A 25,843-nucleotide genomic window follows, 5' to 3' on the forward strand; every position below is an offset into this window, starting at 1 on the left:
TTATCTAGTTTTGAGAGAATAATTAAAAAAACTCTTGCTTTTTCTGAAATACATAGTATAATAATACATGTCACTGAAATGTTTGGTGGCGATAGCGAAGAGGTCACACCCGTTCCCATGCCGAACACGGAAGTTAAGCTCTTCAGCGCCGATGGTAGTCGGGGGTTTCCCCCTGTGAGAGTAGGACGCCGCCAAGCAGACTTCATTCCGCAGTAGCTCAGTGGTAGAGCTATCGGCTGTTAACCGATCGGTCGTAGGTTCGAATCCTACCTGCGGAGCCATTAATGGAGAGCTGTCCGAGTGGCCGAAGGAGCACGATTGGAAATCGTGTAGGCGGTAACCCCGTCTCAAGGGTTCGAATCCCTTGCTCTCCGCCACTAATGATTTATACATAATAAAAACGAAAATAATCACCAGGGCCCGTTGGTCAAGCGGTTAAGACACCGCCCTTTCACGGCGGTAACACGGGTTCGAATCCCGTACGGGTCACTTATATATATGATGGAGGATTAGCTCAGCTGGGAGAGCATCTGCCTTACAAGCAGAGGGTCGGCGGTTCGAGCCCGTCATCCTCCACCATTATCATCGCGGGGTGGAGCAGTTCGGTAGCTCGTCGGGCTCATAACCCGAAGGTCGCAGGTTCAAATCCTGCCCCCGCAACCAAATTTTAAAAATGGTCCGGTAGTTCAGTTGGTTAGAATGCCTGCCTGTCACGCAGGAGGTCGCGGGTTCGAGTCCCGTCCGGACCGCCATTTATATTCAAGGCTCGGTAGCTCAGTTGGTAGAGCAACGGACTGAAAATCCGTGTGTCGGCGGTTCGATTCCGTCCCGAGCCACCATTTTGCCGGCCTAGCTCAATTGGTAGAGCAACTGACTTGTAATCAGTAGGTTGGGGGTTCAAGTCCTCTGGCCGGCACTTTTTCTCAATATGATGGAGGGGTAGCGAAGTGGCTAAACGCGGCGGACTGTAAATCCGCTCCCTCAGGGTTCGGCAGTTCGAATCTGCCCCCCTCCACCATTTTATTATCATAGGGGCATAGTTTAACGGTAGAACAGAGGTCTCCAAAACCTCCGGTGTGGGTTCGATTCCTACTGCCCCTGCCACTATAATATCAATTCATCTTAAGACTATGGCGGTTGTGGCGAAGTGGTTAACGCACCAGATTGTGGCTCTGGCACTCGTGGGTTCGATTCCCATCAATCGCCCCATATTATTATTGGGCTATAGCCAAGCGGTAAGGCAACGGACTTTGACTCCGTCATGCGTTGGTTCGAATCCAGCTAGCCCAGTTGCATTTTTTCAAAACAAACTGCATAAGTTGTAAAAGGTCCTTTTACATGCGGAAGTAGTTCAGTGGTAGAACACCACCTTGCCAAGGTGGGGGTCGCGGGTTCGAATCCCGTCTTCCGCTCCAAATGATGGCGGCATAGCCAAGTGGTAAGGCAGAGGTCTGCAAAACCTTTATCCCCGGTTCGAATCCGGGTGTCGCCTTTCTTTTTTTTTTGCCGGGGTGGTGGAATTGGCAGACACACAGGACTTAAAATCCTGCGGTAGGTGACTACCGTGCCGGTTCAAGTCCGGCCCTCGGCACCAATTTAACTTTGAACGGATAATGTTAAATTGGTCACTGTTTTTAATAGTATATAACACATATATGAGAGTGATTTGCATAGCGCAGATCACTTTTTTTGTCTTATTAAAACATTATCATAATTCACGCTATAAGCTGCAGAAGTGCAGTCGGCATACGGAAGTGGCCCATAAAGCAAGAACATTTCAGCTTCCTGGAGACACGCTGAAGGCTGTCAAAAAACATATATGTTTAACAAAAAACTTTTCTAAAACCGTTGACAGTATAGGAAACCCATGATATATTTATATACATCGGTTGTACACGACACATTGCTTGCCGGTGTGGCGGAATTGGCAGACGCGCACGACTCAAAATCGTGTTCCTTCTGGAGTGCCGGTTCGACCCCGGCCACCGGTATACGAAGGCTTCTACATTATGTAGAAGCTTTTTTTGTTGTATAAAAAGCCAGGATCAGCCCGAACCAGTTACAGACTTACTTCTGATTGTATAATTCCGCTCTTTTCAAAGATACTAACAAAAAGTTCTTTGAAAGAGGTGTTTTTATGGCAGGTACTTGGGCTTGTCTTATACCATTTATTCTTGTCATTCCCATTTCAATCATTACGAAGCAAGTACAGTCCGGCCTGTTTGTTGGTTTGTTAGTCGGGAGTTATCTTTTGCATCCCAGCTGGCTTGGCGGGATTGAGCACATGGTTAATTATTTGATTAGCAATATTGTCGTAATCAATAATATTCGAATCATTGTTTTCCTATATTCATTTGCAGGCCTTGTGGGGATTATAAAGTTAACCGGCGGGATAAAAGGATTTGTCCATTTGATCAGTAAAAAGGTTAAAACCAAAAAAGGCGCAATGCTGCTTGCGTGGCTGTCGACATTCGGCACATTCAGCGAACCAGACTTTCGCATCGTCACAATTGCACCGATCATGAAAGCTTTAAGCAAGCGTCTGGACCTGTCAAAACAGAAAATTGCTTATGCTATTGAGTTTACAGCAAACCCTGTCATCGCCTTGATCCCGATAGCAACAGCTTTTGTCGGCTACATGGTTTCCATTATCGGGCAAGCCCTTAAAACGTCAGGAATAGATCAACCAGCTTATACGGTGTATGTGAAAAGCATTCCTTTTAATTTTTTCTCCATTGTGATTATTTTGGTCGGCATTTATTACAGCTTCTTTAAAAAACAAAAAGAAGATGTAAGCTTAGAAAAAACAGAAAAGAACGGACACCCCCCTTCTTTAAAACATCATAAAAATGTGGAGACGAGTCCGCAGCACAGCGGTGTTTTGCTTTCATCAGGCCCCAGCTCATTCAACATGGAAACAGGGACGATCTCAGATATTCACGGAGAACACACGGGGATGCATGAAAGAGGTGCCGATGAGCAGGCTGACCAGCAGGAGGAGTTAGACGCGGCGCACCGTGCTTATATTAAGGAAACGCCGATTCGGCCATGGAATTTAATGATTCCTATCGCGTTATTTTTACTATTAACCTTGTTTCTCAGCTGGTGGGACGGCCATTCAAAAGCAAAAGGGTTTTTTAATGCTTTTATTAAAAGTGATATGCTTGGCGTCATGTTAACTGCATTATTGGCAGCGGTAATTGCAGCATTTGCTCTTTTTATGTTTCAGCGTTTTTCAGCAGGCGAGCTTGTTACCCATTTTATCAAGGGCGGAAATGAATTGGTAAACGTTATTATCATGTTATCGCTGATATGGGCCGTAACAGCAGTATCAGAGGATCTGGGGTTTTCTACATACATTACTTCTCATTTAACGTCGTGGATTCCCCATATGTTTATTGCGCCGTCTCTTTTTATACTTGGGGCTGTTATCTCCTATTTTATCGGTTCATCTTGGGGAACTTGGGGGCTTTTAATGCCGCTCGGCGTAACGCTGGCTGTTCAATCGCATACCAGCTTATTATTAGTGATTGGAGCCGTGTTTGCCAGCGGAACATTTGGAGCGTTCGCTTCTCCTCTCAGTGATAATACCGTGACAACTTGTACGGTACTTGGGATCGATGTTGTGAAATATGCCCGTTCGAAACTTGTTCCGGCCCTTATAGCGGCGGGAATCTCCGTTGTTTTATACGGTGCCTTTTCATTCTTTAGATAACAGAGAAAAAAATCGTTTCTTACATGTACAGGAAACGGTTTTTTTTATTGATCTTATCCATTGATTTATCAATTCCGCCTTAGAATCCAGGCACTTCTGTTTTTCCTGCCGATATTGGTGTTTCAAGCTTTGTCGGCTCCAAGGCTGGCGTTCGCTGCAAGTTTTTTGAAAAATGACATGTTTTATCTTCCCCTTTTTGGATTTACAAAGAATTATTCACCTGGTTTACATTCATTGCCGTCTTCAAGGATAACTAAGGATCAAGCTTACATAAAGGAGTGGGACAGAATTGAATATGGAAAGCAAGGTAGCTGATGAGCTGCATAAAATGTTTTTAGCGGGTGAGCTGCAAATTACTGTAGATGAAGATATTAATGATATATCTGAAAGATTGAGAAATGGAGAATTGAAATTAGAGAACTTACATGAGGAAGATATATTTATTCAAGAAACGCTGAATAGGGCTTTGAGAAGAGTGGAGCAGGAGAGATAAAAAGGCAGCGTCCCAGAAATGGGATACCGTCTTTTCTTATGGTTTCAGGAGAACCTTAATGGCTCCGTCAGTTTTGGTGTCAAAGACTTCGTATCCATGTTTTGCCTGATCTAACGGCAAAACATGAGTAATGACATCGCCGGGGTCAACTTTTCCTTTGGCAATCAGATCATATAGATACGGCATATAATGAATGACAGGCGCTTGTCCCGTTTTAATGTTTACGTTTCGCTGAAAGATGTCTCCAAATGGGAAGGCGTTATATCTCATCCCGTATACACCTGTTACTTGGATGGTACCGCATTTTCGAACGGCTTGGGATGCCATAACGAGCGCACCCATCGCTCCGCCGTGCATTTTAACGCCTGTCGCCAGAAATTCGAGCGGAGACATTTTACCGTCCATCCTGACACAGTCAATGACAACATCTGCGCCGCCTTGTGTGATTTCTTTTAAATATGAGCCTGTGTTTTCTTTCTGCTCAAAATTAATGATTTCCACATTGTTTGTTTTTTTGGCATGCTGGAGGCGGTAGTCGATATAATCGACAGCTATAACTCGTTTCGCGCCTTTGAGCCATGCAAATTTTTGTGCGAGCAGCCCGACAGGACCGCAGCCGAGAATAATGACTGTATCTCCTTCTTTGACTCCCGCGTTGTCTACGCTCCAGTAGGCGGTAGACATGGCGTCTGCAAGCAAAACTGATTTTTCGTCTTCTGTTTCGCAGTCTTCAGGAATTTTGAAAGGTGTAAAGTTGGCATAGGGCACGCGCATGTATTCAGCCTGACCGCCGGGATAGCCCCCTGTCGTGTCTGAGTAGCCGAAATATGCACCCATCTCCCCATTGGCGTTGGAGTTGTCACATTGGCTTTCGAGCTGGTTTTTACAAAAGAAACATTCTCCGCAGCTGACGTTAAAAGGAATAATGACCCGATCGCCTTTTTTTACTTTGTGCACCTCAGGACCCGTTTCTTCGACGATGCCCATCGGTTCGTGGCCGATAATGTAGTCTTCCGGAAAGTTTGGAATCATGCCGTGAATTAAGTGTAAATCTGATCCGCAAATGGCGGTGGTTGTCAGTTTTACAATGATATCATCAGGCTTTTTGATTTCCGGCGCTTTGACTTCTTTCACTCTGACATCTTTAATGCCTTGATATGTGACAGCTTTCATTCTTCATGCTCCTCTGTTAGTTATATGGTGTTGCGAATGTGCCGAGCCGATTCGTATTGTCCGGGAACAGTTTGAGGCCTGCGATATCAACCGCCGTTTGGGCGGATTTTAAATCCAGTTCAAATTGTTTTTTCGTATCAGTTGGAAAAAGCCAGCCTTTTTTTATCATGAGCTGTGAGAGCTCGCCATGCAATTGGATAGCCGAATCTAATTGAGTGCGTAAGGCTTGCCTGAGTTCAGGGGTTGCTGTTTCAGTAATTGCAATGGCGTAATCTTTAATTCCGCTTTTTACAGAAAGCAAACATTCAAGAGCGAGAGCTGAGTCAGCAAGATCAGGCATGCCTATTGAGTTCTTCGGGTCTAAAAAATCGTTCAATGCAATTCACCTCCGGTTATTGTCGGCGTCTTCTTGTAAAAGGCCTGCAATTCTTTGATATCTTTTACGGACTGCTGTACGTTTTTTTCCATAAGCGCTCTCAGTTCTTGATCAAAGACTAAACCCTGCATCATTTTTGATTTCAGTAAAGAGACGGTTTTTATATTCATGATTGTATCGGCAGTTTCATGATAAGCTAAGCGGTCATGTTTCACATGGTTTACCTCCTAATTTTCTGTATTTTTTGCTTTGCGCGAAGCTTTTATGAGAAATGGGCTGTTATACTTGAGAAATAAAGAGGTGATCACGTTGAAACAGATTATCGCAATGGGGGGCGGAGGTTTTTCGATGGAACCCGATAACCTTTTGCTTGATCAATATCTTTTAGAGCAGTCGGTGCGATCAGAGCCGAAAATTTGTTTTTTGCCGACGGCAAGCGGCGACTCGGAAAACTATATCGGACGATTTTATCAGGCATTTCAGACGCTTCAGTGCAAGCCGTCCCATTTGTCCTTGTTTAAACCGCCTTCTTCACATATCAGGTCCTTGTGATGGATAAAGATATTATTTATGTTGGCGGCGGCAATACGCGAAACATGCTTGTGCTTTGGAAGGAGTGGGGGCTTGACCGCATTCTCCGTGAGGCATGGGAAAACGGTATTATCTTAGCGGGCCTGAGCGCCGGGGCGATCTGCTGGTTTGAAGAAGGGGTGACCGATTCAATGGGAGAGCTGACAGAGCTTAAAGCTTTAGGGTTTTTACCGGGCAGCTTTTGTCCGCATTACGACGGGGAAAAGGACCGCAGGCCGGCATATCATCGGCTCATTTCTGAAAAAAAGCTTCAGGACGGCTATGCGGCTGATGACGGCGCTGCGCTTCACTATAGAGGTGATCAGCTGTTTCGGACTGTTTCTTCCAGAGCGAATGCCGGAGTTTATCACGTGTATGGAACAGGAGTGAGCGCTGAAGAAACAGAGCTGAACATACTTAAATTATCAGAATGTTAATAATATGCTTTTTTTTGCAAGAACATTATGTTACGATGAAAGCGAAATGAATAGTTACTGGGGGTGCCCGTTGGCGGGCTGAGAGAGAAGCGGATGCTTCTTAACCCTTTGGACCTGATCTGGTTCGTACCAGCGTGGGGAAGTAGAGGTTTTATTATTGTTGATGAAAGACAATAATAGTTTCTTTTCTGACTGCAAAACCGGGTTCTCAATGGAGCCCGGTTTTTTTGTGCTGGTGCTGAGCTTGATTCTGTTATTCGAATTGATAAAGGAGAGATTTGTATGCAAAATCAGTCAGTACAGCAAGCGAATATTTCTATTATGTCGAGTTTTTCTGGAAGCAAAAAGGTGTATGCGGAAGGTTCTACACCTGATATTCAAGTGCCTATGAGGGAAATCAGCCTGAGTCCCACAGCGGGATCATTCGGCGAAGAGGAGAATGCGCCTGTCCGTGTTTATGATACGAGCGGGCCGTACACCGATCCGAATGCGGAGATTCATATACATGACGGCCTGAAACCGCTCCGCACCAAATGGGTTACCGGGCGCGGCGATGTGGAGGAGTATGAAGGGCGGGCCGTTAAACCTGAGGACAATGGTTATAAGAAAGAAAACCAGGCTGTTACATACCCCGGTTTAAAACGGAAACCGCTGCGGGCTAAACTGGGAAAAAATGTGACGCAAATGCATTACGCGAGAAAAGGGATCATTACGCCGGAAATGGAGTTTATCGCGATTCGTGAGCATGTCTCGCCCGAATTTGTCAGAGATGAGGTGGCGAGCGGCCGGGCGATCATTCCTTCTAACGTAAACCACCCTGAAAGCGAGCCGATGATTATCGGGCGGAACTTTCACGTGAAAATCAATGCGAATATCGGAAACTCAGCTGTCACATCCTCGATTGAGGAAGAAGTGGAAAAAATGACGTGGGCGATTCGCTGGGGAGCCGATACGATGATGGACTTGTCCACGGGGAAAGACATTCATACGACTCGGGAATGGATTATCCGCAACTGCCCTGTGCCTGTGGGAACGGTGCCGATTTATCAGGCGCTTGAAAAAGTAAATGGTGTTGCGGAGGATTTAACGTGGGAGATTTACCGTGACACATTGATTGAGCAGGCGGAGCAGGGAGTAGATTACTTTACGATCCATGCCGGCGTTTTGCTTCGTTATGTGCCGTTAACGGCGAAACGCACGACGGGAATCGTGTCCCGCGGCGGGGCGATTATGGCGCAATGGTGTCTGGCTCATCATCGAGAAAGCTTTTTGTATACTCATTTTGAAGAAATCTGTGACATCATGAAGGCGTATGATATCGCGTTTTCTCTCGGTGACGGTCTGCGTCCGGGTTCAATTGCCGATGCAAATGATGAGGCTCAGTTTGCCGAATTAGAGACACTTGGCGAATTGACGCAGATTGCGTGGAAGCATGACGTTCAAGTGATGATTGAAGGACCGGGGCACGTGCCGATGCATAAAATTAAAGAAAACATGGACAAGCAGCTGGAGATCTGCAAGGAAGCGCCTTTTTACACGCTCGGTCCTCTGACGACAGATATCGCTCCCGGCTATGACCATATTACGTCAGCCATCGGCGCGGCAATGATCGGCTGGTACGGAACGGCGATGCTTTGTTACGTTACGCCCAAGGAGCATTTAGGGCTGCCGAACCGTGATGATGTAAGAGAAGGCGTGATTACGTACAAAATCGCCGCTCATGCGGCAGACCTTGCCAAAGGGCATCCGGGCGCGCAGATACGTGATGACGCTCTTTCTAAAGCGCGGTTTGAATTCCGCTGGCGCGACCAATTCAATTTGTCTCTTGATCCCGAAAGAGCGATTGAATACCATGATGAAACCTTGCCGGCTGAAGGCGCAAAAACGGCTCACTTCTGTTCGATGTGCGGGCCGAAATTTTGCAGTATGAGAATTTCACAGGATATACGGGATTACGCGAAGGAAAAAGATCTCAGTGAAGCGGAAGCCATAAACGAAGGGTTAAAAGAAAAAGCAAAAGAATTCGTGGAAACGGGAAGCCATTTATATCAATAAAAGAGCGGATGAAGATGGAGGGTATTCCATCTTCATCTTTCTTTTAGAAAAATATCGACCGGCGAAGCGGCGGAATGCTTTGCTCAAAGCGGAATACGTTATCTGGATCATATTTCGTTTTCACTTCACGGAGGCGCTCAAAATTTTCGCCGTAATATGTTTTTTGCCAGTTTCTGATAGCTAAATCGGGCCAATTCACGTAATCTCCCATCGTTTCCTTGGAGAGGGCCGTTCTCAGCCCCTCAATCCAGCGGACATTTTGGCTTTTTTCTTCGGGAGATGTCCAGTTCGTTAAATATTCCTGTGCAATGATTGCGTCACGATAAAAAAATGCCGTCTCGTCCGGGGCGATGTGTCCGGCTGCTCCGCCGAGCGATTGCTGCCAGACGCTTGCATTTTGATTCGGTGCTTGCTGCAAAAAGTGTTTAATGGTTGAGATCGCATGGCTTGATAATGGCTTTTCGATGAAAGAGCCCGATCGTTTCAAGTTTTGCGGCCGATTGCCTCCCGGGCTGTTAAAAAAGGCCGCTGCTTCGATGAACGGCACTGTTTTTACCATGCCGCTTGTCGGTTTTCCTGCTTTTAGCAAAGGTTTTAACAGTTCTTTTAACTCTGTTTTTGTCCCGACAAATTGGCCGAGAGCCTTTATCTGGTTTACTTCCTCGGACCAAAACTCAATGGAAGAGGTAAGCCGTTCATCAGTGAAAGGAGCCCAGCGCTGCCATGTGTTAAAAACCTCCTCAAAATCTTTCCAGCCCCAAGTGATAGAAAAAATAGATACTCGGGAAATAGGCACTGCTTTAAACGTCATGGACGTGACGATACCGAAATTGCCGCCTCCGCCGCCTTGGGACGCCCAAAATAAGTCAGGGTGCTCCGAGCGGCTGACCGATATCAGTTCCGCCTCCTCTTTTCCTTCGGCCGTGATCATTTCGAGCTTTACCAAATGGTCGCAAGTCAGCCCGGCAGATCTTGTTAAATACCCAATTCCTCCTCCAAGTGTTAAACCCGTAAGCCCTACATTTGCAATGTTTCCCGCAGGAAGCGTCAAGCCGTACCGCCAAAGTGTCCGGTATACTTCCCCCAATTCCGCGCCGGCCTCTATTGTGGCCAGCTGCTTGTTATGATCGACCTTTATTCTGTTCATTTCACTCAAATCAATGACAAGTCCGTTATTTAAAAGGGAAAAGTTCTCATAGCTGTGTCTGTCGCCCCTGATGCGGAAAGGCACATTGTTTTCACGGGCCCACTTCAGCGCATTGACGGCATCGTGTTTGTTTTGGCAAAACACGATGAGACGTGGATATCTTTGCAGGCTTAGGTTGATATTTGTTCTTGCATCGTTATAGCCCGGATCATCCCGGGTCACGATTCGTCCGGTCAGTTTTGTCTTTTCCATACTCTCACATCTCTTTCCATCATTATCTTTAATGTTCTCAGCTTATGCGAGAGATAAGCGAGTGTATAAGGAAAAGGCCTCGGAAACTCAGAAGCCGTGGCAATATTTTTAAAATGTAGTTGACATGTAGGTATTGTATGAATTAACATGGTCAGTACATATTTCCAAACTGTGGCTGATCGGATCACCGAAGGCTCTTATCTTTTAAACAGATAAGGGCCTTTTTTGCGTGAAAGCCCTTGAATGAAAAGCGGAGGGGATGAAAATTGGCTTTGAAAAAGGCGTCAAATGGGCGTAAAAAGAGCAAAAAACGAAAAAAGTACAGAAAACACACATTGAATTTTGAGGTGCTTGTGGAGAAAAACAAACGGGAGATTATGAGAAATGCGGACCAAATGGAGGAATTTTATATCAAAATTGATGAAAAGCATACGGGGGTTCGATAAGGATGGAGGGGAAGGCATTGAAGAAAAAAACAGCAGGCATCATATTCGCGCTCTCGGTTTCCTTATTCATTTCGGGATACGCATTAGGAAGCTCAGGGGAAGAAGAACGGCAGCCAGCGGCGGATAAAAAGGAAGAAACAAGTATCGCCCGCACACAGAAGAAGGAATTTAAAGCGGCTGATTTAGCGGAGCTTCCCGCTAAATCTAAAGCCAGGAAAGATACATTTGTTGCAGGCATATCCGCACCCGGCGGCGTTTTTTTACCATATTTTTATGAAAACGGATGGGACGGAAATGCAACTGATCCTATTTTTGAGTCATTAGTCAAATTGGATAAAACGGGGAAACCCGCTCCGGCGCTGGCTGAAAGCTGGGATATTTCAAAAGATCAGCTTACCTATACGTTTCATTTGAGAAAGGGGCTTGTTTTCAGCGATGGCTCGCCTCTGACTGCAAAGGATGTCGCGTTTACATTAACGCTGCTGCATGATCCGGCGTATGCGGGCTATGAAGATATCACAACAGCATATATTAAAGGCGGCAAGACTTACAAAGAAGGAAAAGTAAAGTCAATAGAGGGCATTCATATCATAAATGACAGAACCATCAAAATCACTACTGAAAAAGTCAGTTCGAAATCGCTGCTTTTGTTAGGGGGACAGGTGCTGTCTAAAGCTTATTACGGAAAGGATTATCAGTTCGGTAAACTGGACTATTTAAAAGAGCTTTATTCAAAGCCCCTCGGTGCAGGCCCGTATCAATTCACAGAATACATTCCGGGACAGGAAATACGTTATAAAGCGAATGAACACTATTATTCCGGGAAACCGAAAACAGAAAAGCTGATTTATAAAATTATCGACCCGTCAACCTCTCTTCAGCTTTTTGAAACGGGTGAACTTGATTATGCCTCTTTCTCACCTGATAACGATACGGTCGAGCATTTAAAGAGTCTTGGTTTTGCGAATATAAGTGTCTCTGTCGTAAATGATTACGGGCTTGTTTATGTCAATCATAAGCGCCCGCCGTTTCAGGACAAAGAAGTGCGCCAAGCGCTCATTTACGGGCTGGACCGCCAAAAAATCGTCGATGTCCGCTTTAAACGGTACGGAGAGGTCGCTAATGTGCCGGTGTCACCGGTTTCATGGGCATATAATGACAAAGGCGTGAACCCGTACACATTTAACCCGGAAAAAGCGAAGGAGCTTCTCGATCAAGCCGGTTGGAAAACGGGAAAAGACGGCGTGCGTGAAAAAAACGGCAAAAAGCTCGAAATCAGCTATTACACTTCAAAAGCCGATGACGATTTTATCCCGATTGCGAAAGAAAATTATGCGGACATCGGAATTTCATTAAAGCCGGAAGTCATGGATTTTAATACAGAGGTAGCCAAAATCAATGACAAACATTATGATCTCGCCGCTGTGTCCACCTCGCAAATTCTTGATCCGAACGACACGGTGGAAAAGCTGGCATCTGGCCATCCCAACAATGTGACCGGTTATTCTAATCCGAAAGCGGATCGATTAATAGAGAAAGGAGCCGGGACGCTCGATATAAACAAAAGAAAAGAGATTTACCGCCAGCTTTATCAGGAGCTTGGAAAAAACCCGCCTTACATTTTGGTTCATTACCGCCAAAGCGCAAGGGCGGTCAGCGGGAAAATACAAGGGCTTGAGCCGGATAATTATTCGGGAATCAGTTCGAGTCTGCCAAACGTTTCAATTAAATAGATTACATGTGCGAAATACCCGGTGCAGGCTGGGTATTTTGCCTTCTGGGGGAGGGAAAGGCTTTTATGAAACGGTATGCCTTCCAAAGGTTCATTCAAATGCTTGTGATATTATTCGGTACGTCTTTTATCATTTTTTTCTTATTTGCCATGCTGCCGGGCGATTATATTGATTCGAATGTAAATCTGACTCCGGAAAGAGCCAAGGAATTAAAAGCGCTTTACGGGCTGGATCAGCCTATATGGCAGCGTTATGTGACGTGGCTCGGCAATGTTCTCACCGGAGATTTGGGATTCTCTTTGAAATACCAGGAGAACGTTCTTTCGTTGCTTCAGAAATATGTATGGAATTCGTTTTTTGTGGCGTTTTTTTCTTTGCTGCTGACTTGGTCTGTGGCGATGGTAACGGGTGTCGTATCTGCTGTCAGAAAATATTCTTGGTTCGACGGGCTCGTTACGTTTTTTGTTTTTGCTTCGATGGCATTTCCGTCTTTTTTTATCAGCCTGCTGTTTATCAAATGGTTCGGCGTTGATTTGAAGATACTGCCTGTCGGGGGAATGATTGATACCGGAAGCACGAGTTCGGGCTTTTCGTATGTGCTTGAAGCTGTTAAGCATATGATTTTGCCCGTTGTGATTTTATCCATGCTCGGAATCGGCTCGCTGACAAGATATTTTCGCTCGGGCATGCTCGATGTCATCAGGCAGGACTATATCAGGACGGCGAGAGCAAAGGGCTTGAAAGAGCGCACCGTTATATGGAAACATGCGTTAAAAAATGCGCTCATTCCAGCCATCACCCTTCTTGCTTTTGAGCTTCCGGGCCTGTTTTCAGGGGCAATTATTATAGAACAGATTTTCAGCTGGCCCGGTGTCGGGCGTATTCAGCTGGAGTCGGTGCATTATCGGGATTATCCCGTATTGATGGCGTTCACCCTGTTTTTGTCTTGTTTGACGATCATAGGTAACTTTTTGGCCGATATCGCTTATGCCGCGGTTGATCCGCGGGTCAGGCTGAAATAGGGGGGGGACGTTGAAAATGAGAAAACAGAAAGACATGGCGCCGTCCCTTTGGAGGCAGGCGTACCGCCGTTTGCTGCATAATAAATTAACCGTTGTCAGCCTTCTTTTTTTATGTTTTATGTTTTTACTGTGTTTTATTGGTCCATCCTTTTCTCCATACATAACAGATCGGACGGATATTTCAAACGCCAATCAGCATCCCGGGTTTCATCATTGGCTGGGCACCGACCAATACGGGAGGGATGTGCTGACGAGGCTGATGCTGGCGGGGCAGATTTCTCTGACCGTCGGCCTTGCTTCCATGGTGATGTCGCTTGTCATTGGTTCTTTGCTTGGAGCGCTTGCCGGTTTTTATCGCGGTGCCGCTGATATCGTCATTATGCGTCTCGCTGATATGCTGATGTCCATTCCCGGCCTGCCCCTGCTTTTAATTTTAGCCGCGGTATTGTCGGAGTGGAAAGTGCCCTCTGAATACAGGCTTTATCTGATTATGATGATGTTAAGTTTGATCGGCTGGCCCAGTTTGGCGCGGCTTGTGCGCGGATAGATTTTATCGTTGAAAGAGCAGCCGTTTATGATGGCGGCGGAGGTTCTTGGACTTAGTGATAAACGGAAGATTCTGTATCATTTGCTTCCCAATACGCTCCCGTTATTGATGGTGGCGGCGACATTGCATGTCGCCGGGGCGATGCTGAGTGAATCAGCGCTTAGTTTTCTCGGGCTCGGCGTTGCTCCCCCGACTCCTTCTTGGGGGAATATGATGGAGGCTGCGAATAATTTTATGGACTTTACATTGCGGCCTTGGTTATGGATACCGCCGGGAACGGCGATTTTTCTGACCGTCGTGGCGATCCATATGCTCGGAGACGGTTTGAGGGATGCGTTTGATCCTAAAGTGAAACGGCAGGTGAAAATAAAATGAAGAAACCGCTTTTAGAAGTGAAGCATCTGGAGACGGCTTTTTATACAGGTGAAGGGGCGGTAAAGGCTGTGGATGATGTCAGTTTCACTGTTTACGAGGAAGAAACGGTCTGTATTGTGGGTGAATCCGGCTGCGGAAAAAGCATGGCATCATTGTCCATCATGCAATTGGTTCCTGAGACAGGGAAAATCGAGCGCGGGGCCGTGCATTTTTCCGGGCGGAATCTGTTGGAATTAAAACAAAAGGAAATGCAAAAAGTGCGCGGCTGTGAAATCGGCATGATCTTTCAGGAACCGATGTCATCATTAAATCCGGTATTTACAATCGGTGAACAGCTGACAGAGCCTCTTCGCGAACATTTACTGCTGAGTAAGAAAGAGGCTTGGCAGAAGGCAGTTGAACTCATTTCGTTAGTGGAAATCCCTCATGCAGAGCAGGTGATGCGCCGGTATCCTCATGAGCTGAGCGGAGGCATGCTGCAGCGCATAATGACGGCCATTGCCCTCAGCTGCCATCCAAAACTGATTATTGCCGATGAGCCGACAACAGCTCTTGATGTAACCATTCAAGCGCAGATACTGGACTTATTGCGGGATGTGAAAAAGCAATTTCAAACGTCCATTCTATTAATTACCCATGATCTTGGCGTTGTCGCTGAAATGGCTGATTATGTGATCGTCATGTATGCGGGAAAGATTGTAGAAGAAGGCCCGGTTGCGGAGCTGTTCTCCGACCCGAAGCATCCGTATACGAAAGGGCTGCTCGCAGCAAAGCCGGTCATCGGCCAGAGAAAGGACACTTTGTATACCATTCCCGGGCAAGTTCCGGAATTGGCAGATCTGCCTGTATCGTCTTGTTATTTCGCTGATCGCTGCGAATTCAGTACAGACATTTGCCGGAGGAAAAGCCCCCATTTTATCGAATTTGAGAAAAAACATAAGGCGGCGTGCTGGCTGTACAGAGAGGAGAAAGCAGATGGGTGATGCATTATTGGAAGTCAACGGGCTGAAAAAATATTATGAAGAGCAGACAGGGATAAGAAAGACACACACAAAGCCTGTGAAAGCGGTGGACGGGGTCAGTTTTACGATAGGGAGGGGGGAAGTCTTCGGCTTGGCGGGAGAATCGGGAAGCGGCAAATCCTCAATCGGGAAAACGATTTTAAGGCTTCAGGAAAAGACCGAAGGAGACGTGTATTTTCAAGGACGCGACGTTTTCCGAATGAATCGGAGAGAGCTGAAGAAATTCAGATCGGAAGCGCAGCTGATTTTTCAAGATCCGTTTAGTTCTTTAAACCCCCGGCGCCGCATCGGTGAAGCGATTGGCGAAGCGATGATTGAACACCAATTGGCGTCAAGGCGAGACGCGCGTGACAAAGCAGCGGAGGTTCTTGAGGCTTGCGGTCTTTCTTCTCATTATATCGACCGATATCCGCACGAATTTTCCGGCGGACAGCGGCAGCGGATCGTCATTGCGAGGGCCATGGCGCTTCAGCCGCAATTTATCATTATGGATGAACCTGTCGCGGCGCTGGATGTCTCAATCCAAGCCCAAATGATTAATTTGTTCAGCAGTCTTCAAAAAAAGCACCGGCTGTCCTATTTGTTTATTTCTCATGATTTAAGTGTCATCGAGCATTTATGCACAAAAATCGCCATTATGTATTTAGGGACGATCGTGGAATACGCTTCAAAGGAGCAGTTGTTTTCCCGTCCGCTTCATCCCTATACACAAGCGCTGTTATCCGCTGTACCTATTCCTGATCCCGGAGCGAAAAGGGAAAGGGTGATGTTAAAGGGCGATATTCCAAGCCCTTCCGATCCGCCCTCAGGCTGCAAGTTTCGTACGAGATGCCCGGCAGCCAAGAAGATTTGCGCAGAAAAGAGTCCGGTATTATCCGATAAGGGGCATCAGCATTATGCCGCATGCCACTTTGTGTAATTGAGAAACGTCCGTTTTTATTGATAATAGATCAAAAGAAACCTGCCTAAGGGATCGGCAGGTTTTCTTTTTTATTTATTTTCTTCTTGTAATGGCAGGCCGAGACCTTCGGCAACACGTCTGCCGTATTCTGGATCGGCTTTATAGAAATGGCCGATTTGGCGCAGTTTGATTTCTTCTTTTTCTACAGGTTTCATCGCCCCGACGATATTGGCGACAAGGCGCGCACGTTCTTCCTCGCTCAGGAGGCGGTACAGGTCGCCGGCTTGTGTGTAATGATCATTATGATCGTAGCTTACGCTGTCTGCGATGCCTGATACAGGATATGCCGCCTGCTTATCTTCTGGAGACTCTTTCGGACCGCCGAAGCTGTTGGGCTCGTAATAAACGGAACCGCCGCCGTTATTGTCAAAACGCATTTGACCGTCGCGCTGATAGTTTTTCACTTCGTTGCGGGAGCGGTTAATCGGCAGTGCCTGATGGTTTGCGCCCACACGGTAGCGATGTGCGTCATGATAAGCAAATAAACGGCCTTGAAGCATTTTGTCAGGTGAAACGTCGATGCCGGGCACCAAAGTTCCCGGAGAGAATGTCGCCTGTTCCACTTCTGCAAAGTAGTTTTCCGGGTTGCGGTCAAGGACCATGCGGCCGACTTCGATTAGCGGATAGTCTTTTTGAGACCATACTTTTGTAACATCAAACGGATCGAAGCGGTATGTGTTTGCATCTTCTAAAGGCATAATTTGCACATATAATTTCCATGCAGGGAAATCGCCGTTTTCAATAGCATTGAACAAGTCTTCAGTATGGTAATCAGGGTTTTCGCCTGCAAGCTTTGCAGCTGTATTGACATCAAGGTTTTTCACGCCTTGTTCTGTTTTGAAGTGATATTTGATCCAGACGCCTTCGCCTTCAGCGTTTGTCCATTTAAAGGTATGGCTTCCGAAACCGTGCATGTGGCGAAGGGTTGCCGGAATACCCCGGTCTGACATCAGAATCGTTACCTGATGCAATGATTCTGGAGACAGCGACCAGAAATCCCAAACAGCCGTCGGATTTTTCAAATGTGTTTTCGGATCTCTTTTTTGTGTATGGATAAAGTCAGGGAACTTGATGGCATCGCGGATGAAGAACACGGGCGTATTGTTTCCGACGATGTCATAGTTTCCTTCTTCTGTATAAAACTTAACGGCAAAACCGCGCGGATCACGCACTGTGTCACTAGAGCCGAGTTCACCTGCAACTGTTGAGAAACGGATAAACAGCGGTGTGCGTTTTCCGACTTCAGACAGAAAATCAGCTTTCGTATATTTTGAAACGTCATTTGTCACTTCGAAATAACCGTGTGCGCCGGCGCCTTTCGCGTGAACGACACGTTCCGGCACGCGTTCTCTGTTAAAGTGTGCCAATTTCTCAAGCAGATGTACATCTTGAATTAAAGTAGGGCCGCGATCGCCTGCTGTCATTGAGTTTTGGTTATCTCCGACCGGAGCGCCCCAGCTTGTTGTCAATTTATTTGAACTCATGTGATCACCTCTTTGAATTTATAAAAATATAATATCATCTATCAGTAAAAAGTCAATATTATTTTATAATGATTATAAAATAATTATTTTTATCGCATAATTATTATATTGAGTTTTAAAGTGTACTTGACTGATAGGAATAATGAGGGTTAAGATGAAAAAAACATATTGACCGCTGACTTGGACACAAGAGGCTCTTATTCTTACGGAATAAGGGCCTCTTTTTTCATCGGCGGCCGGTAAGAAAGGCGGCGTTCAAATGCTTTTTCGGCATCACTTTAAACCTGTGGATATTCACGGCCATTTGCCGTACTCCCTCTATTTTGGAAAAAGCCATAAGAAATTCTCTGATTACAATCAAGAACGGTCTGAAAGAATGAATCTTACATGGGATTTTCCTGATCAGAATGACACAGTCGATGAGGACGGGGATCTTCCTTTGATGACAAGGTGGGAAAAGGAACTAGACACATACGGCATTGATGTGCTGAATTTTTTAACTGCGGAAAGCAATGATCAAATGGCGGCTCTCATAAAAGCCAATCCTGCTAAATTTACCGGGTTTGCTTATCACCCTTTAGAGCGGGAAGATGCGTATGAAGAGCTGAAAAGAGCGGTTGAAGAGCTGGGGCTGAAGGGGTATAAACTGTTTGGGCCGCTGACTGATATTGAGTTTCATGATCCGTCGCTCAGGCCGCTGTGGACGTATCTTGCCGACCGCAAGCTGCCTGTATTGATCCATTTCGGGCTTCTTGGGAGAGCGGGCGGCATTGTCAGCCATCGCAACATCAATCCGCTGTCCATCTACCGAGTCGCTAGGGAATACGCTGATATTCCGATCATTATTCCGCATTTCGGCGCAGGATATTATCAGGAGCTGCTTCAGCTTTGCTGGAGCTGCCCAAATGTGTATATTGACACTTCGGGTTCCAACCAGTAGATGAGATGGATGCCGTACCCGCTCGATCTGGAAATTCTGTTTCGAAAAACATCTGAATTAATCGGAGCTGAACGAATCATTTTCGGGACGGATTCAAGCGGTTTTCCGAGAGGATATGTTTACAGATATCTTCAGGAGCAAGTCAAAACGTGCCGGGAAATCAATATGCGGGAAGAAGCCATAGAAAATATTTTCGGGAACAATGCGAGAACATTATTGAAAATCGGGCAGCCGATCGGACAGCCGAAGGCTCCCATCTCTACAAGAATCAGAGATGGGAGCCTTTTTGTTTTCTGAAAGCTGTTTCGGCCGGCGCGGCAGAAAGAGAGGGGAATACAGGTGACTGTAACCATATCTTTGGGCCGGCATCGGGCTTGTCAGAGGCGGAGCTGGCACGGCTCTTGTCGGCGATCCGCAAACCGTCGCCGATCGTATATTAGAGTATCAGAAGCTTGGGATAGACTCGTTTATTTTCTCCGGCTATCCGCATTTGGAAGAAGCCTATTATCTCGCGGAGCTTGTTTTTCCGCTTCTCCCGTTTGATAACGAACGCACCCGGAAGCTTGAGCGCAGACTTGGTGAAGCGGTAGGCAATGACCATTTCGCTAAAGGAAATAAAGCGACAGTGTAAATAAACAAACGCCCCTTTTTTCTCTTGTGATACAATCATCAAAAAGGGGCTGTTTTTTCTGAAGATATTCAATTGGACGGCAGCTTGCTGTCTGCTGGCAGGATTAACGGCATGCGGACATTCAAACGGCATGCAGATAAAAGAAGCTGAGTTATCAAAGAAAGAAAAATACAGAATGGAAATCGCCTCTTCAGAAAGCGGAGCAGCAGAGGTCACCGGAGTTACAAAAGACTTGGCGTCTGCATAGATGTATATCGAGCAATAGAAAACTGACGGATAAGGCAGGGCCGCTTGTAGCAGATTACGGCGGCGATCCAAATAAACCAAGCGCATTGCAATTCGTCCTTTACACAGACCGAGAGAACAAAGGGAAAAAGGAAAAAGACAAGGTTCGTTTCGGTATCGCCAATGACAGCGGGAAAGTCTCGGCAGACGCCGTTTTTACCCGCGATCAGGGTGATGACAGAGCATCCGTGTTTATCTCCTCCGCCGAGCCCGTCACGTATGGGAAACCTGTATTGATCGGCGCCAGTGTTAAGGATTCAGGGGAGGCTGTCAATATGTCACGAGATAAAGAGACGCTGATCAGCCATTCTGACGCATTGCTGTATTATGTGAAGCTGCACTAGCAGGCGGGCCTTTGCCGCCCGTCTTTTTTATGCTGGAAGCTTGCTTTATAAACATACGGATGATAACATTAAATCGTAATAATTTCGATTTGAAAGGAGTGCTGATATTGGCCAAAAAATCAAAAGTGGTGAAGGAGCTCAAGCGGCAGCAGCTTGTTGAACAATATGCGGACATCAGAAGAGAATTGAAGGAAAAAGGCGACTGGGAAGCGCTGAGCAAGCTGCCAAGAGATTCAGCTCCGGGCCGGCTTCATAATCGCTGTATGGTGACGGGCCGCCCGAGAGGCTATATGAGAAAATTCAAGCTGTCCAGAATCGCATTCAGGGAGCTGGCCCATAAAGGCCAGATTCCCGGCGTGAAAAAAGCAAGCTGGTAGCGCTAAAAAAGTCTATCAAGAACCGGAGTTTTTGCCGTGTTTATGAAATGTGAGAACATAAGACAACTGCTGAATCATCATCAATATGAAAATCAGAAGGATAGGAAAGAAGGGAAGATGCGGCTGAATGAGCGGGTAAAACAAAAGCAAAACGGCGGCAGCCGGCAATGAAAAGTAAACGGCGATATATGAGGATCGGCACGCTTTTGCCGTCATCATCCGCTCTCTTTCATCCTGCTCCTCAAATTCATCCGGCACAAGGCTGTGTTTTTTCACGGCCCGTTTTTTCTTCTCGGCATACATGTACAGTGCGGCGCAAGCAGCAAACAGCAGAAACGGTGTGGCATTCAGCTCAAATGACGCACTGCCTCCGGTTTGAAAGTAATCCGCTATCTGCGGCGCCGCTTCCATCAATGAAATAAGCGTCCAGCAGGCAAGTCCGTAGAGAACAAGGTGAAAACATGCTTTGCTTTTTAAACTCATTTTTTTATCTCCTCCTCCAGCCAAAACACTTCCTCCATCGGCAGTGAGAAAGCCCGGCAAATATGAAGCGCCAATAACAATGACGGTACATCATTTCCTTTTTCAATCGCTGCGATGGTTTGTCTTGCGGCTCCGGCTTTTTTTCCGAGCGTTTCCTGAGAATAGCCGAATCTGGCTCTCAGCTCTTTTACTTTATTTTTCAACATGATACGGCACCTCAGGTTTTATAATTTCCATAAATTATATGGTTTTATTAACAAAATGTAAACTCAATTTAACATGTGGACAAAAAAAGAATTTTTTTCGACAAATTTCTTAACATTCCCTTGACGAAAAATAAATAAACATGTAATATTAGAAAAGTCAAAGCGGTGCTGCCGCATTAATACTTGACGCGGGTGTAGTTTAGTGGTAAAACCTCAGCCTTCCAAGCTGATGTCGTGAGTTCGATTCTCATCACCCGCTCCATACATACGTTATTAACGCAGTGTTTCGTTTCTCAGATAAACGAAGTATTGCGTTTTTTTATGTAAAAAAGACACGTAAGCCGTGTCTCTTTATAGAAGCCAATGAACGGTGTGCGTGCCCCCGTGAATTTGTTCAAACATTTTGGTTAAGGATGATAACAGTTCAACGGAAGCGTCTTCTTGAAAGGAAGGCGGAAAAAAGATCAGCTGCATCATTGTTTTTGTGCCGGGAGTAACGGGACAGGCATTGGTATGTCCGGTAAAGTCGCCGAAGACGCCGTTTGGCCCGGAGAAGGTCAGCACGCTTTCTTTTTCGCCGAGTGTCACGGAGACTTGCTCATCAAGCTCGGACGCATCATACGCCATCATAGGCAGAGAATATTTCAGCGAGAAAAAAAGTATGGTATCATGGGCTGAATTCACGCTTTCGATGAATTGCTCGCGGGAGATGCCGTTAAGCATATGCTCCATCGGCGTTTTTTGTCCTTCAAAGGCGGGGTTAAGCTTTTTAAATATATGCGCCCATTCCTTCACGAAGGGCTGTTCTTTAATGCCGCCATCAGCATAATCAAAATAAAGAGATTCCTGAAATAAACGGAGCCTGCCTTTCAGCATTTGCGGAGAAGGCCCGACTTCAATCTGGTCATATATTACGGCTGCCGCTTTGATCCCCGGCACCCGTTCAGCAATAAGCGGATCTAAACTGATGTTCAACTGTGTTCACTCCATTTCGGGATGATAAAAGTCTATTATACCCGGCTCGGAGCGTGATCACAAAGAAAGGAGGCTGTGCAAAACATGAATATTCATAAACTGAAAGAGGAATTAATCGAATACGCCAAAAGCATCGGAGTCGACAAAATCGGTTTTACGACCGCCGATACGTTCGACAGTCTGAGGGATCGGCTGATTCTCCAGGAATCTCTCGGCTATTTGTCCGGTTTTGAAGAACCCGATATTGAAAAACGGGTCACGCCGACCTTGCTTTTGCCGAAAGCGAAATCCATCGTCGCCATCGCCCTTGCGTATCCTTCTAAGATGAAAGATGCACCGAGGAGCACAAGGGACGGCCGGCGCGGCATTTTTTGCAGAGCTTCCTGGGGAAAGGATTATCATGATGTGCTGCGGGAAAAGCTTGATTTGCTGGAGAAATTTCTCCAAAGCAAACACAAGGATATCCGCACGAAGTCAATGGTTGATACAGGTGAATTATCTGACAGAGCCGTCGCGGAGCGGGCGGGAATCGGCTTCAGCGCCAAAAACTGCATGATTACCACACCTGAATACGGTTCGTATGTCTATTTGGCGGAAATGATTACAAACCTGCCATTTGAGCCGGATGTGCCGATTGAAGATATGTGCGGTTCATGCACAAAGTGTTTGGACGCTTGCCCGACCGGCGCCCTTGTCAATCCCGGCCAGCTTAACGCCCAGCGCTGTATTTCGTTTCTCACTCAGACAAAAGGGTTTTTGCCGGACGAATTCCGCACGAAAATCGGCAACCGCCTGTACGGCTGCGATACGTGCCAGACGGTATGCCCGATCAATAAGGGAAAAGACTTTCATCTTCATCCGCAAATGGAGCCTGACCCGGAAATCGCAAAACCGCTGTTAAAGCCGCTTCTGACGATCAGCAATCGCGAGTTTAAAGAAAAATTCGGACATGTGTCCGGCTCGTGGCGCGGCAAAAAACCGATTCAGCGCAATGCGATTTTAGCCTTGGCTCATTTCAAAGATACCTCGGCTCTGCCGGAGTTAACGGCGCTGATGCATCAGGACCCCCGTCCCGTCATCAGGGGAACGGCCGCCTGGGCTGTCGGAAAGATCGGTGACCAGGCATATGCGGAGGAGTTACAAAAAGCGCTTCACAAGGAACAGGACGAAGAAGCGAAACAGGAAATCGAAAAGGGATTAGAGCTGTTATCCGTTTCTGATAAGACTAAAACCACCCTGTCCTGACATATGTATAGAGAAAAAGCACTTGGCCGGATTTCAAGTGTTTTTTTCTCTATAAAAAAGTATGGTGGGTGGAGCGCTTGAAGCACATTATAGAAGAATTGGCGGAGGCCCGGCTTCATTATTTGGTAAACGGAACCGACATGAGGCAGGAAGGGCAGGCCGGCGATCTTAATGTCATGATTCGGAAAAAAGAGCTGTTTGAAAAACGGAAGGTTGAAATCGTCAAAGCAAAGGCGAGAGCGGTGATTGTAAACAGCAGGCTGGAAGATGACGGAACGTTATGCGTAATGTATACGATTCACTTTGAATATCTGTGCAAGGAGCTGGACGGAGGCCTTTATTTAGAAGAACAGATTGAGGAACGAACAGCTTTTCTCTATGATCAAATGCTGATAAAGGATCAGGAGGTAAAGAAAAAACCGGCCGGATTTTCTGATGGGAACAGTGTGATAGAGTATGAGAGGAATGAACGTGAGGATTTCGGCAGAGCATTTCAATACGACCGTTTAGCCGCTGTGCAATATGCTGAGAAATTCTGGAACAAAAGAAATCCAAGCTATAAAAATTTCAGCGACAACTGCACGAATTTTATTTCACAATGCCTTCATGCGGGAAAATCGCCGATGCGGGGCCATCCGAACCGAGGCTCGGGCTGGTGGATGAAGGAAAGCTCATGGAGCTACAGCTGGACGGTCGCGCATTCCATGAAGCGGTATTTGGCTCAATCTAAAGCCGGACTCCGTGCGGTGCAGGTATCAAGCGCGGAGGAGCTCATGCCGGGAGATGTCATTTGTTATGATTTTGAAGGGGACGGCCGCTTTAATCACACGACGATTGTCGTCGCGAAAGATAAAAGCAACATGCCGCTTGTCAACGCCCAGTCATATGACAGCAGGATGAGATATTGGTCATATGAGGATTCGACGGCTTATACCCCATCCATCAGATATGCATTTTTTCATATTACGGATGATACGACAAAAGAGTAATTAATGATATAATGGTGGGCGGAATAAAAAACAGAGGTGAACATCGTGGCATTACATGTCGTTTTATATCAACCCGAAATCCCGGCCAATACGGGAAATATCGCACGGACTTGTGCGGCAACAGATACAACGCTTCATTTGATCCGCCCGCTCGGATTTTCAACCGATGATAAAATGCTGAAGCGCGCCGGACTCGATTATTGGGAGTTCGTCAACGTCGTTTATCATGATTCATTGGAGGAATTATTTGAGGCTTACAAAAAAGGACAGTTTTTCTTCATCACGAAATTCGGTCAAAAACCGCACACGTCGTTTGATTACACAAATACGGAGGAGGACTTTTTCTTCGTATTCGGAAAAGAAACAAGCGGATTGCCGAAGGAATTGATTGAAAACAATATGGACCGCTGCCTGCGTCTTCCGATGACGGAGCATGTGAGATCATTAAACCTGTCCAATACTGCTGCGATTCTCGTATATGAGGCGCTGCGCCAGCAAAATTACAGAGATTTGATATAAGAAAAATCCGCTCATAAAAGATGGGCGGATTTTTTTATCCAAGTGCGACGGACACTACGCCTATCACCATCACTGCCGCCGCGGCGATCCGCTGTTTGCCGAATCCCTCAGACAGGAATACCGTGCCCATGATCGTGCCGATGAGAATGCTGATTTCTCTAATCGGCGCGACGCTGCTGACAGGGGCGGAAGCCATAACGGACAGCGCCAGAATGTAAGCCAATGAATTACATATACCCACACCCGCCGCCTCTTTTTTATGTGTTTTCCACTCGTACCGCACTTCGCTCCAATTTTTTATCGCAAAAGGGGTCAAGATGACGAGCCGTCCGACTGTATTGCAGAAATCCAGCAGCAGCGGAGGCACGAGCCATGTGCTGACGGCGCCCTTATCTAACAGCGTATAGCCTGAAATGATGACGCCGGTTGCTAAACCGTAAAGGATGGGAATGAGAGATTCAGATGTTGTCAATTTCTTTCATCCGCCGGTAAAAAACAGCACACTGAGTACGATGAAACAAGTGCCTGCAATCGTCCAGACAGACGGTTTCTCATGAAAAAAAACAATCGCAAGAATACAGGTGAGGAATGGACCCGTGCCTCTTGCGACGGGGTATACGAGGGACAAATCACCCTTTTTGTAACCCTTTTGCAAAACAATAAAAAAGGATAAATGGGCGAGGGTGCTTCCGATCATCAAGACAATTTGCCATAACCCGATATACGGCTTTTCCGCGAGCACGATCCAGACGGCCAAAGGCAGATAAACAACAGCTGCAATTGCCGTAAACAGCCATATGAACGGCACACCGCCGTTAGCCTTTTTCGATAAAAAGTTCCATGAAGCGTGAATGAAAGCAGAAAGCAGCAGCGTACAAAGAGCAAAAACCGTCATGCGGATACGCCTCCTTATGATCTGAAGCTTCATTACGTCTGTATTGTAAATGATGGAAATCAAACAGGCAATAAAAGATGTTATTATAAATTTCCGCTTAACAACGTAACAGTGTTATGTTACAATGTTTTCATCGAAGGAGCTGG

Annotated in this window: 23 protein-coding genes, 17 tRNA genes, 1 rRNA gene, 4 pseudogenes and 1 riboswitch; of the genes and pseudogenes, 35 read left to right on the forward strand and 10 right to left on the reverse strand. The window is 46.3% G+C overall.

All coding sequences use genetic code 11. The features are described 5' to 3' along the window. The first annotated feature begins 81 nt into the window (after nt 1-81). The 19 genes from rrf (at nt 82) to AXI59_RS00605 (ending at nt 4,208) form a co-directional block, all read left to right on the forward strand. Nucleotides 82-197: ribosomal RNA gene (gene rrf, locus AXI59_RS00515) — 5S ribosomal RNA — on the forward strand. Nucleotides 198-206: 9 nt separating this feature from the next. Continuing rightward, a tRNA-Asn gene (locus AXI59_RS00520) sits at nt 207-281 on the forward strand. A 5-nt stretch (nt 282-286) separates the two neighbouring features. Then, a tRNA-Ser gene (locus tag AXI59_RS00525) sits at nt 287-377 on the forward strand. A gap of 40 nt (nt 378-417) precedes the next feature. Further along, a tRNA-Glu gene (locus AXI59_RS00530) sits at nt 418-489 on the forward strand. A gap of 14 nt (nt 490-503) precedes the next feature. Beyond that, nucleotides 504-579 (forward strand) — tRNA-Val (locus AXI59_RS00535). Between the two features lie 7 nt (nt 580-586). Then, nucleotides 587-663: transfer RNA gene (locus AXI59_RS00540), tRNA-Met, on the forward strand. A gap of 12 nt (nt 664-675) precedes the next feature. Next, nucleotides 676-752: transfer RNA gene (locus AXI59_RS00545), tRNA-Asp, on the forward strand. 11 nt (nt 753-763) lie between these two features. Then, nucleotides 764-839, forward strand: a tRNA-Phe gene (locus AXI59_RS00550). A 4-nt stretch (nt 840-843) separates the two neighbouring features. Continuing rightward, a tRNA-Thr gene (locus AXI59_RS00555) sits at nt 844-916 on the forward strand. A 17-nt stretch (nt 917-933) separates the two neighbouring features. Further along, nucleotides 934-1,018: transfer RNA gene (locus AXI59_RS00560), tRNA-Tyr, on the forward strand. Nucleotides 1,019-1,030: 12 nt separating this feature from the next. After that, nucleotides 1,031-1,104, forward strand: a tRNA-Trp gene (locus AXI59_RS00565). Nucleotides 1,105-1,133: 29 nt separating this feature from the next. Further along, nucleotides 1,134-1,209 (forward strand) — tRNA-His (locus AXI59_RS00570). 9 nt (nt 1,210-1,218) lie between these two features. Next, nucleotides 1,219-1,290: transfer RNA gene (locus AXI59_RS00575), tRNA-Gln, on the forward strand. A 50-nt stretch (nt 1,291-1,340) separates the two neighbouring features. Continuing rightward, a tRNA-Gly gene (locus AXI59_RS00580) sits at nt 1,341-1,415 on the forward strand. Between the two features lie 6 nt (nt 1,416-1,421). Continuing rightward, nucleotides 1,422-1,492 (forward strand) — tRNA-Cys (locus AXI59_RS00585). Between the two features lie 13 nt (nt 1,493-1,505). Further along, nucleotides 1,506-1,594: transfer RNA gene (locus AXI59_RS00590), tRNA-Leu, on the forward strand. A gap of 315 nt (nt 1,595-1,909) precedes the next feature. Beyond that, a tRNA-Leu gene (locus tag AXI59_RS00595) sits at nt 1,910-1,991 on the forward strand. 146 nt (nt 1,992-2,137) lie between these two features. Then, nucleotides 2,138-3,715 (forward strand): Na+/H+ antiporter NhaC family protein, encoded by a 1,578-nt coding sequence (locus AXI59_RS00600; RefSeq protein ID WP_061527094.1) that lies wholly within the window; start codon nt 2,138-2,140, stop codon nt 3,713-3,715. A gap of 295 nt (nt 3,716-4,010) precedes the next feature. Beyond that, nucleotides 4,011-4,208 (forward strand): hypothetical protein, encoded by a 198-nt coding sequence (locus AXI59_RS00605; protein ID WP_061527204.1) that lies wholly within the window; start codon nt 4,011-4,013, stop codon nt 4,206-4,208. Between the two features lie 36 nt (nt 4,209-4,244). On the opposite strand, the gene AXI59_RS00610 is transcribed toward AXI59_RS00605, so the two are convergent. Genes AXI59_RS00610 through AXI59_RS00620 form a run of 3 tightly spaced genes read right to left on the reverse strand, consistent with a single transcriptional unit; the run spans nt 4,245 to nt 5,972 of the window. Next, nucleotides 4,245-5,381 (reverse strand): zinc-dependent alcohol dehydrogenase, encoded by a 1,137-nt coding sequence (locus AXI59_RS00610; protein ID WP_061527095.1) that lies wholly within the window; start codon nt 5,379-5,381, stop codon nt 4,245-4,247. A gap of 16 nt (nt 5,382-5,397) precedes the next feature. Continuing rightward, nucleotides 5,398-5,757: a spore coat protein gene (locus tag AXI59_RS00615; protein WP_205632579.1), complete on the reverse strand. Its 360-nt coding sequence runs from the start codon at nt 5,755-5,757 to the stop codon at nt 5,398-5,400. Continuing rightward, nucleotides 5,754-5,972: a hypothetical protein gene (locus AXI59_RS00620; protein ID WP_061521700.1), complete on the reverse strand. Its 219-nt coding sequence runs from the start codon at nt 5,970-5,972 to the stop codon at nt 5,754-5,756. The genes AXI59_RS00615 and AXI59_RS00620 overlap by 4 nt, the downstream gene beginning before the upstream one ends. 94 nt (nt 5,973-6,066) lie before the next feature. Between AXI59_RS00620 and AXI59_RS00625 the strand changes: the two are divergent. Both AXI59_RS00625 and thiC read left to right on the forward strand, forming a co-directional pair. Further along, nucleotides 6,067-6,764, forward strand: a pseudogene (locus AXI59_RS00625) (Type 1 glutamine amidotransferase-like domain-containing protein). 49 nt (nt 6,765-6,813) lie between these two features. Further along, nucleotides 6,814-6,922: riboswitch (TPP riboswitch) on the forward strand. Between the two features lie 124 nt (nt 6,923-7,046). Next, nucleotides 7,047-8,819, forward strand: a complete 1,773-nt coding sequence (gene thiC / locus AXI59_RS00630; protein ID WP_061527096.1) for a phosphomethylpyrimidine synthase ThiC — start codon at nt 7,047-7,049, stop codon at nt 8,817-8,819. Nucleotides 8,820-8,862: 43 nt separating this feature from the next. Here thiC and AXI59_RS00635 read toward each other — a convergent pair whose 3' ends face one another. Continuing rightward, the gene (locus AXI59_RS00635) at nt 8,863-10,218 is read right to left on the reverse strand and encodes an FAD-binding oxidoreductase (protein ID WP_061527097.1); all 1,356 of its coding nucleotides are present in this window, start codon (nt 10,216-10,218) and stop codon (nt 8,863-8,865) included. 266 nt (nt 10,219-10,484) lie between these two features. Here AXI59_RS00635 and AXI59_RS00640 point away from each other — a divergent pair, with 266 nt between their 5' ends. The 6 genes and pseudogenes from AXI59_RS00640 (at nt 10,485) to AXI59_RS00665 (ending at nt 16,282) form a co-directional block, all read left to right on the forward strand. Then, on the forward strand, nt 10,485-10,664 hold the full coding sequence (locus AXI59_RS00640; RefSeq protein WP_061527098.1) for an FbpB family small basic protein: 180 nt from the start codon (nt 10,485-10,487) through the stop codon (nt 10,662-10,664). 2 nt (nt 10,665-10,666) lie between these two features. Further along, nucleotides 10,667-12,397: an ABC transporter substrate-binding protein gene (locus AXI59_RS00645; RefSeq protein WP_061527099.1), complete on the forward strand. Its 1,731-nt coding sequence runs from the start codon at nt 10,667-10,669 to the stop codon at nt 12,395-12,397. A 65-nt stretch (nt 12,398-12,462) separates the two neighbouring features. Then, the gene (locus tag AXI59_RS00650) at nt 12,463-13,419 is read left to right on the forward strand and encodes an ABC transporter permease (protein ID WP_061527100.1); all 957 of its coding nucleotides are present in this window, start codon (nt 12,463-12,465) and stop codon (nt 13,417-13,419) included. A 16-nt stretch (nt 13,420-13,435) separates the two neighbouring features. Then, nucleotides 13,436-14,341, forward strand: a pseudogene (gene opp4C, locus AXI59_RS00655) (oligopeptide ABC transporter permease). Continuing rightward, nucleotides 14,338-15,324: an ABC transporter ATP-binding protein gene (locus tag AXI59_RS00660; RefSeq protein WP_061527101.1), complete on the forward strand. Its 987-nt coding sequence runs from the start codon at nt 14,338-14,340 to the stop codon at nt 15,322-15,324. The pseudogene opp4C and the gene AXI59_RS00660 overlap by 4 nt, the downstream one beginning before the upstream one ends. Continuing rightward, nucleotides 15,317-16,282 (forward strand): ABC transporter ATP-binding protein, encoded by a 966-nt coding sequence (locus AXI59_RS00665; RefSeq protein ID WP_061527102.1) that lies wholly within the window; start codon nt 15,317-15,319, stop codon nt 16,280-16,282. The genes AXI59_RS00660 and AXI59_RS00665 overlap by 8 nt, the downstream gene beginning before the upstream one ends. 71 nt (nt 16,283-16,353) lie before the next feature. Here the strand turns inward: AXI59_RS00665 and katA are convergent, their stop codons facing one another. After that, nucleotides 16,354-17,808 (reverse strand): catalase KatA, encoded by a 1,455-nt coding sequence (gene katA, locus AXI59_RS00670; protein WP_061521709.1) that lies wholly within the window; start codon nt 17,806-17,808, stop codon nt 16,354-16,356. 259 nt (nt 17,809-18,067) lie between these two features. On the opposite strand from katA, the pseudogene AXI59_RS00675 reads away from it, so the two are divergent. From AXI59_RS00675 to rpsN, 4 genes and pseudogenes are all read left to right on the forward strand, one after another. Continuing rightward, a pseudogene (locus tag AXI59_RS00675) lies at nt 18,068-19,045 on the forward strand (amidohydrolase family protein). A gap of 52 nt (nt 19,046-19,097) precedes the next feature. Then, nucleotides 19,098-19,379 (forward strand): annotated as a pseudogene (locus tag AXI59_RS18935) (alkanesulfonate monooxygenase); the annotation flags it as partial. A 332-nt stretch (nt 19,380-19,711) separates the two neighbouring features. Next, on the forward strand, nt 19,712-20,008 hold the full coding sequence (locus AXI59_RS00685) for a hypothetical protein (protein ID WP_061527104.1): 297 nt from the start codon (nt 19,712-19,714) through the stop codon (nt 20,006-20,008). A 107-nt stretch (nt 20,009-20,115) separates the two neighbouring features. Next, complete coding sequence (gene rpsN / locus AXI59_RS00690; protein WP_061527206.1) at nt 20,116-20,385, forward strand: 30S ribosomal protein S14; 270 nt, start codon at nt 20,116-20,118, stop codon at nt 20,383-20,385. A 15-nt stretch (nt 20,386-20,400) separates the two neighbouring features. Here the strand turns inward: rpsN and AXI59_RS00695 are convergent, their stop codons facing one another. Then, on the reverse strand, nt 20,401-20,868 hold the full coding sequence (locus AXI59_RS00695) for a hypothetical protein (RefSeq protein ID WP_061527105.1): 468 nt from the start codon (nt 20,866-20,868) through the stop codon (nt 20,401-20,403). Further along, nucleotides 20,865-21,071 (reverse strand): helix-turn-helix transcriptional regulator, encoded by a 207-nt coding sequence (locus AXI59_RS00700; RefSeq protein ID WP_156476200.1) that lies wholly within the window; start codon nt 21,069-21,071, stop codon nt 20,865-20,867. The genes AXI59_RS00695 and AXI59_RS00700 overlap by 4 nt, the downstream gene beginning before the upstream one ends. 191 nt (nt 21,072-21,262) lie before the next feature. Between AXI59_RS00700 and AXI59_RS00705 the strand changes: the two genes are divergently transcribed. Continuing rightward, nucleotides 21,263-21,336: transfer RNA gene (locus AXI59_RS00705), tRNA-Gly, on the forward strand. A gap of 89 nt (nt 21,337-21,425) precedes the next feature. On the opposite strand, the gene AXI59_RS00710 is transcribed toward AXI59_RS00705, so the two are convergent. Continuing rightward, nucleotides 21,426-22,049, reverse strand: coding sequence for a hypothetical protein (locus tag AXI59_RS00710; protein WP_061527106.1), 624 nt, complete (start codon nt 22,047-22,049; stop codon nt 21,426-21,428). Between the two features lie 84 nt (nt 22,050-22,133). Here AXI59_RS00710 and queG point away from each other — a divergent pair, with 84 nt between their 5' ends. The 3 genes from queG to trmL all read left to right on the forward strand — a co-directional run bounded on the left by queG (nt 22,134) and on the right by trmL (nt 24,802). Continuing rightward, nucleotides 22,134-23,294 carry a tRNA epoxyqueuosine(34) reductase QueG gene (queG, locus tag AXI59_RS00715; protein WP_061521716.1) on the forward strand — a complete coding sequence of 387 codons (1,161 nt, stop codon included), beginning with the start codon at nt 22,134-22,136 and terminating at the stop codon, nt 23,292-23,294. Nucleotides 23,295-23,371: 77 nt separating this feature from the next. Continuing rightward, complete coding sequence (locus AXI59_RS00720; RefSeq protein ID WP_061527107.1) at nt 23,372-24,283, forward strand: amidase domain-containing protein; 912 nt, start codon at nt 23,372-23,374, stop codon at nt 24,281-24,283. Between the two features lie 36 nt (nt 24,284-24,319). Beyond that, complete coding sequence (trmL, locus tag AXI59_RS00725) at nt 24,320-24,802, forward strand: tRNA (uridine(34)/cytosine(34)/5-carboxymethylaminomethyluridine(34)-2'-O)-methyltransferase TrmL (RefSeq protein WP_156476193.1); 483 nt, start codon at nt 24,320-24,322, stop codon at nt 24,800-24,802. Nucleotides 24,803-24,836: 34 nt separating this feature from the next. Here trmL and AXI59_RS20205 read toward each other — a convergent pair whose 3' ends face one another. Together AXI59_RS20205 and AXI59_RS20210 are read right to left on the reverse strand one after the other, a co-directional pair. Next, nucleotides 24,837-25,274, reverse strand: a complete 438-nt coding sequence (locus AXI59_RS20205) for an EamA family transporter (RefSeq protein ID WP_240491469.1) — start codon at nt 25,272-25,274, stop codon at nt 24,837-24,839. Nucleotides 25,275-25,280: 6 nt separating this feature from the next. Further along, on the reverse strand, nt 25,281-25,697 hold the full coding sequence (locus AXI59_RS20210) for an SMR family transporter (RefSeq protein WP_240491470.1): 417 nt from the start codon (nt 25,695-25,697) through the stop codon (nt 25,281-25,283). Nucleotides 25,698-25,843: the final 146 nt, after the last annotated feature.

Source organism: Bacillus nakamurai (assembly GCF_001584325.1).
Classification (GTDB): Bacteria; Bacillota; Bacilli; order Bacillales; family Bacillaceae; genus Bacillus; species Bacillus nakamurai.

Coding starts and splice junctions, on each gene's coding strand:
- AXI59_RS00600 (WP_061527094.1), top strand. CDS start 2,138: ATGGCAGGTACTTGGGCTTGTCTTATACCATTTATTCTTGTCATTCCC.
- AXI59_RS00605 (WP_061527204.1), top strand. CDS start 4,011: ATGGAAAGCAAGGTAGCTGATGAGCTGCATAAAATGTTTTTAGCGGGT.
- AXI59_RS00610 (WP_061527095.1), bottom strand. CDS start 5,381: ATGAAAGCTGTCACATATCAAGGCATTAAAGATGTCAGAGTGAAAGAA.
- thiC (WP_061527096.1), top strand. CDS start 7,047: ATGCAAAATCAGTCAGTACAGCAAGCGAATATTTCTATTATGTCGAGT.
- AXI59_RS00635 (WP_061527097.1), bottom strand. CDS start 10,218: ATGGAAAAGACAAAACTGACCGGACGAATCGTGACCCGGGATGATCCG.
- AXI59_RS00645 (WP_061527099.1), top strand. CDS start 10,667: ATGGAGGGGAAGGCATTGAAGAAAAAAACAGCAGGCATCATATTCGCG.
- AXI59_RS00650 (WP_061527100.1), top strand. CDS start 12,463: ATGAAACGGTATGCCTTCCAAAGGTTCATTCAAATGCTTGTGATATTA.
- AXI59_RS00660 (WP_061527101.1), top strand. CDS start 14,338: ATGAAGAAACCGCTTTTAGAAGTGAAGCATCTGGAGACGGCTTTTTAT.
- AXI59_RS00665 (WP_061527102.1), top strand. CDS start 15,317: ATGGGTGATGCATTATTGGAAGTCAACGGGCTGAAAAAATATTATGAA.
- katA (WP_061521709.1), bottom strand. CDS start 17,808: ATGAGTTCAAATAAATTGACAACAAGCTGGGGCGCTCCGGTCGGAGAT.
- AXI59_RS00695 (WP_061527105.1), bottom strand. CDS start 20,868: ATGAGTTTAAAAAGCAAAGCATGTTTTCACCTTGTTCTCTACGGACTT.
- queG (WP_061521716.1), top strand. CDS start 22,134: ATGAATATTCATAAACTGAAAGAGGAATTAATCGAATACGCCAAAAGC.
- AXI59_RS20210 (WP_240491470.1), bottom strand. CDS start 25,697: ATGACGGTTTTTGCTCTTTGTACGCTGCTGCTTTCTGCTTTCATTCAC.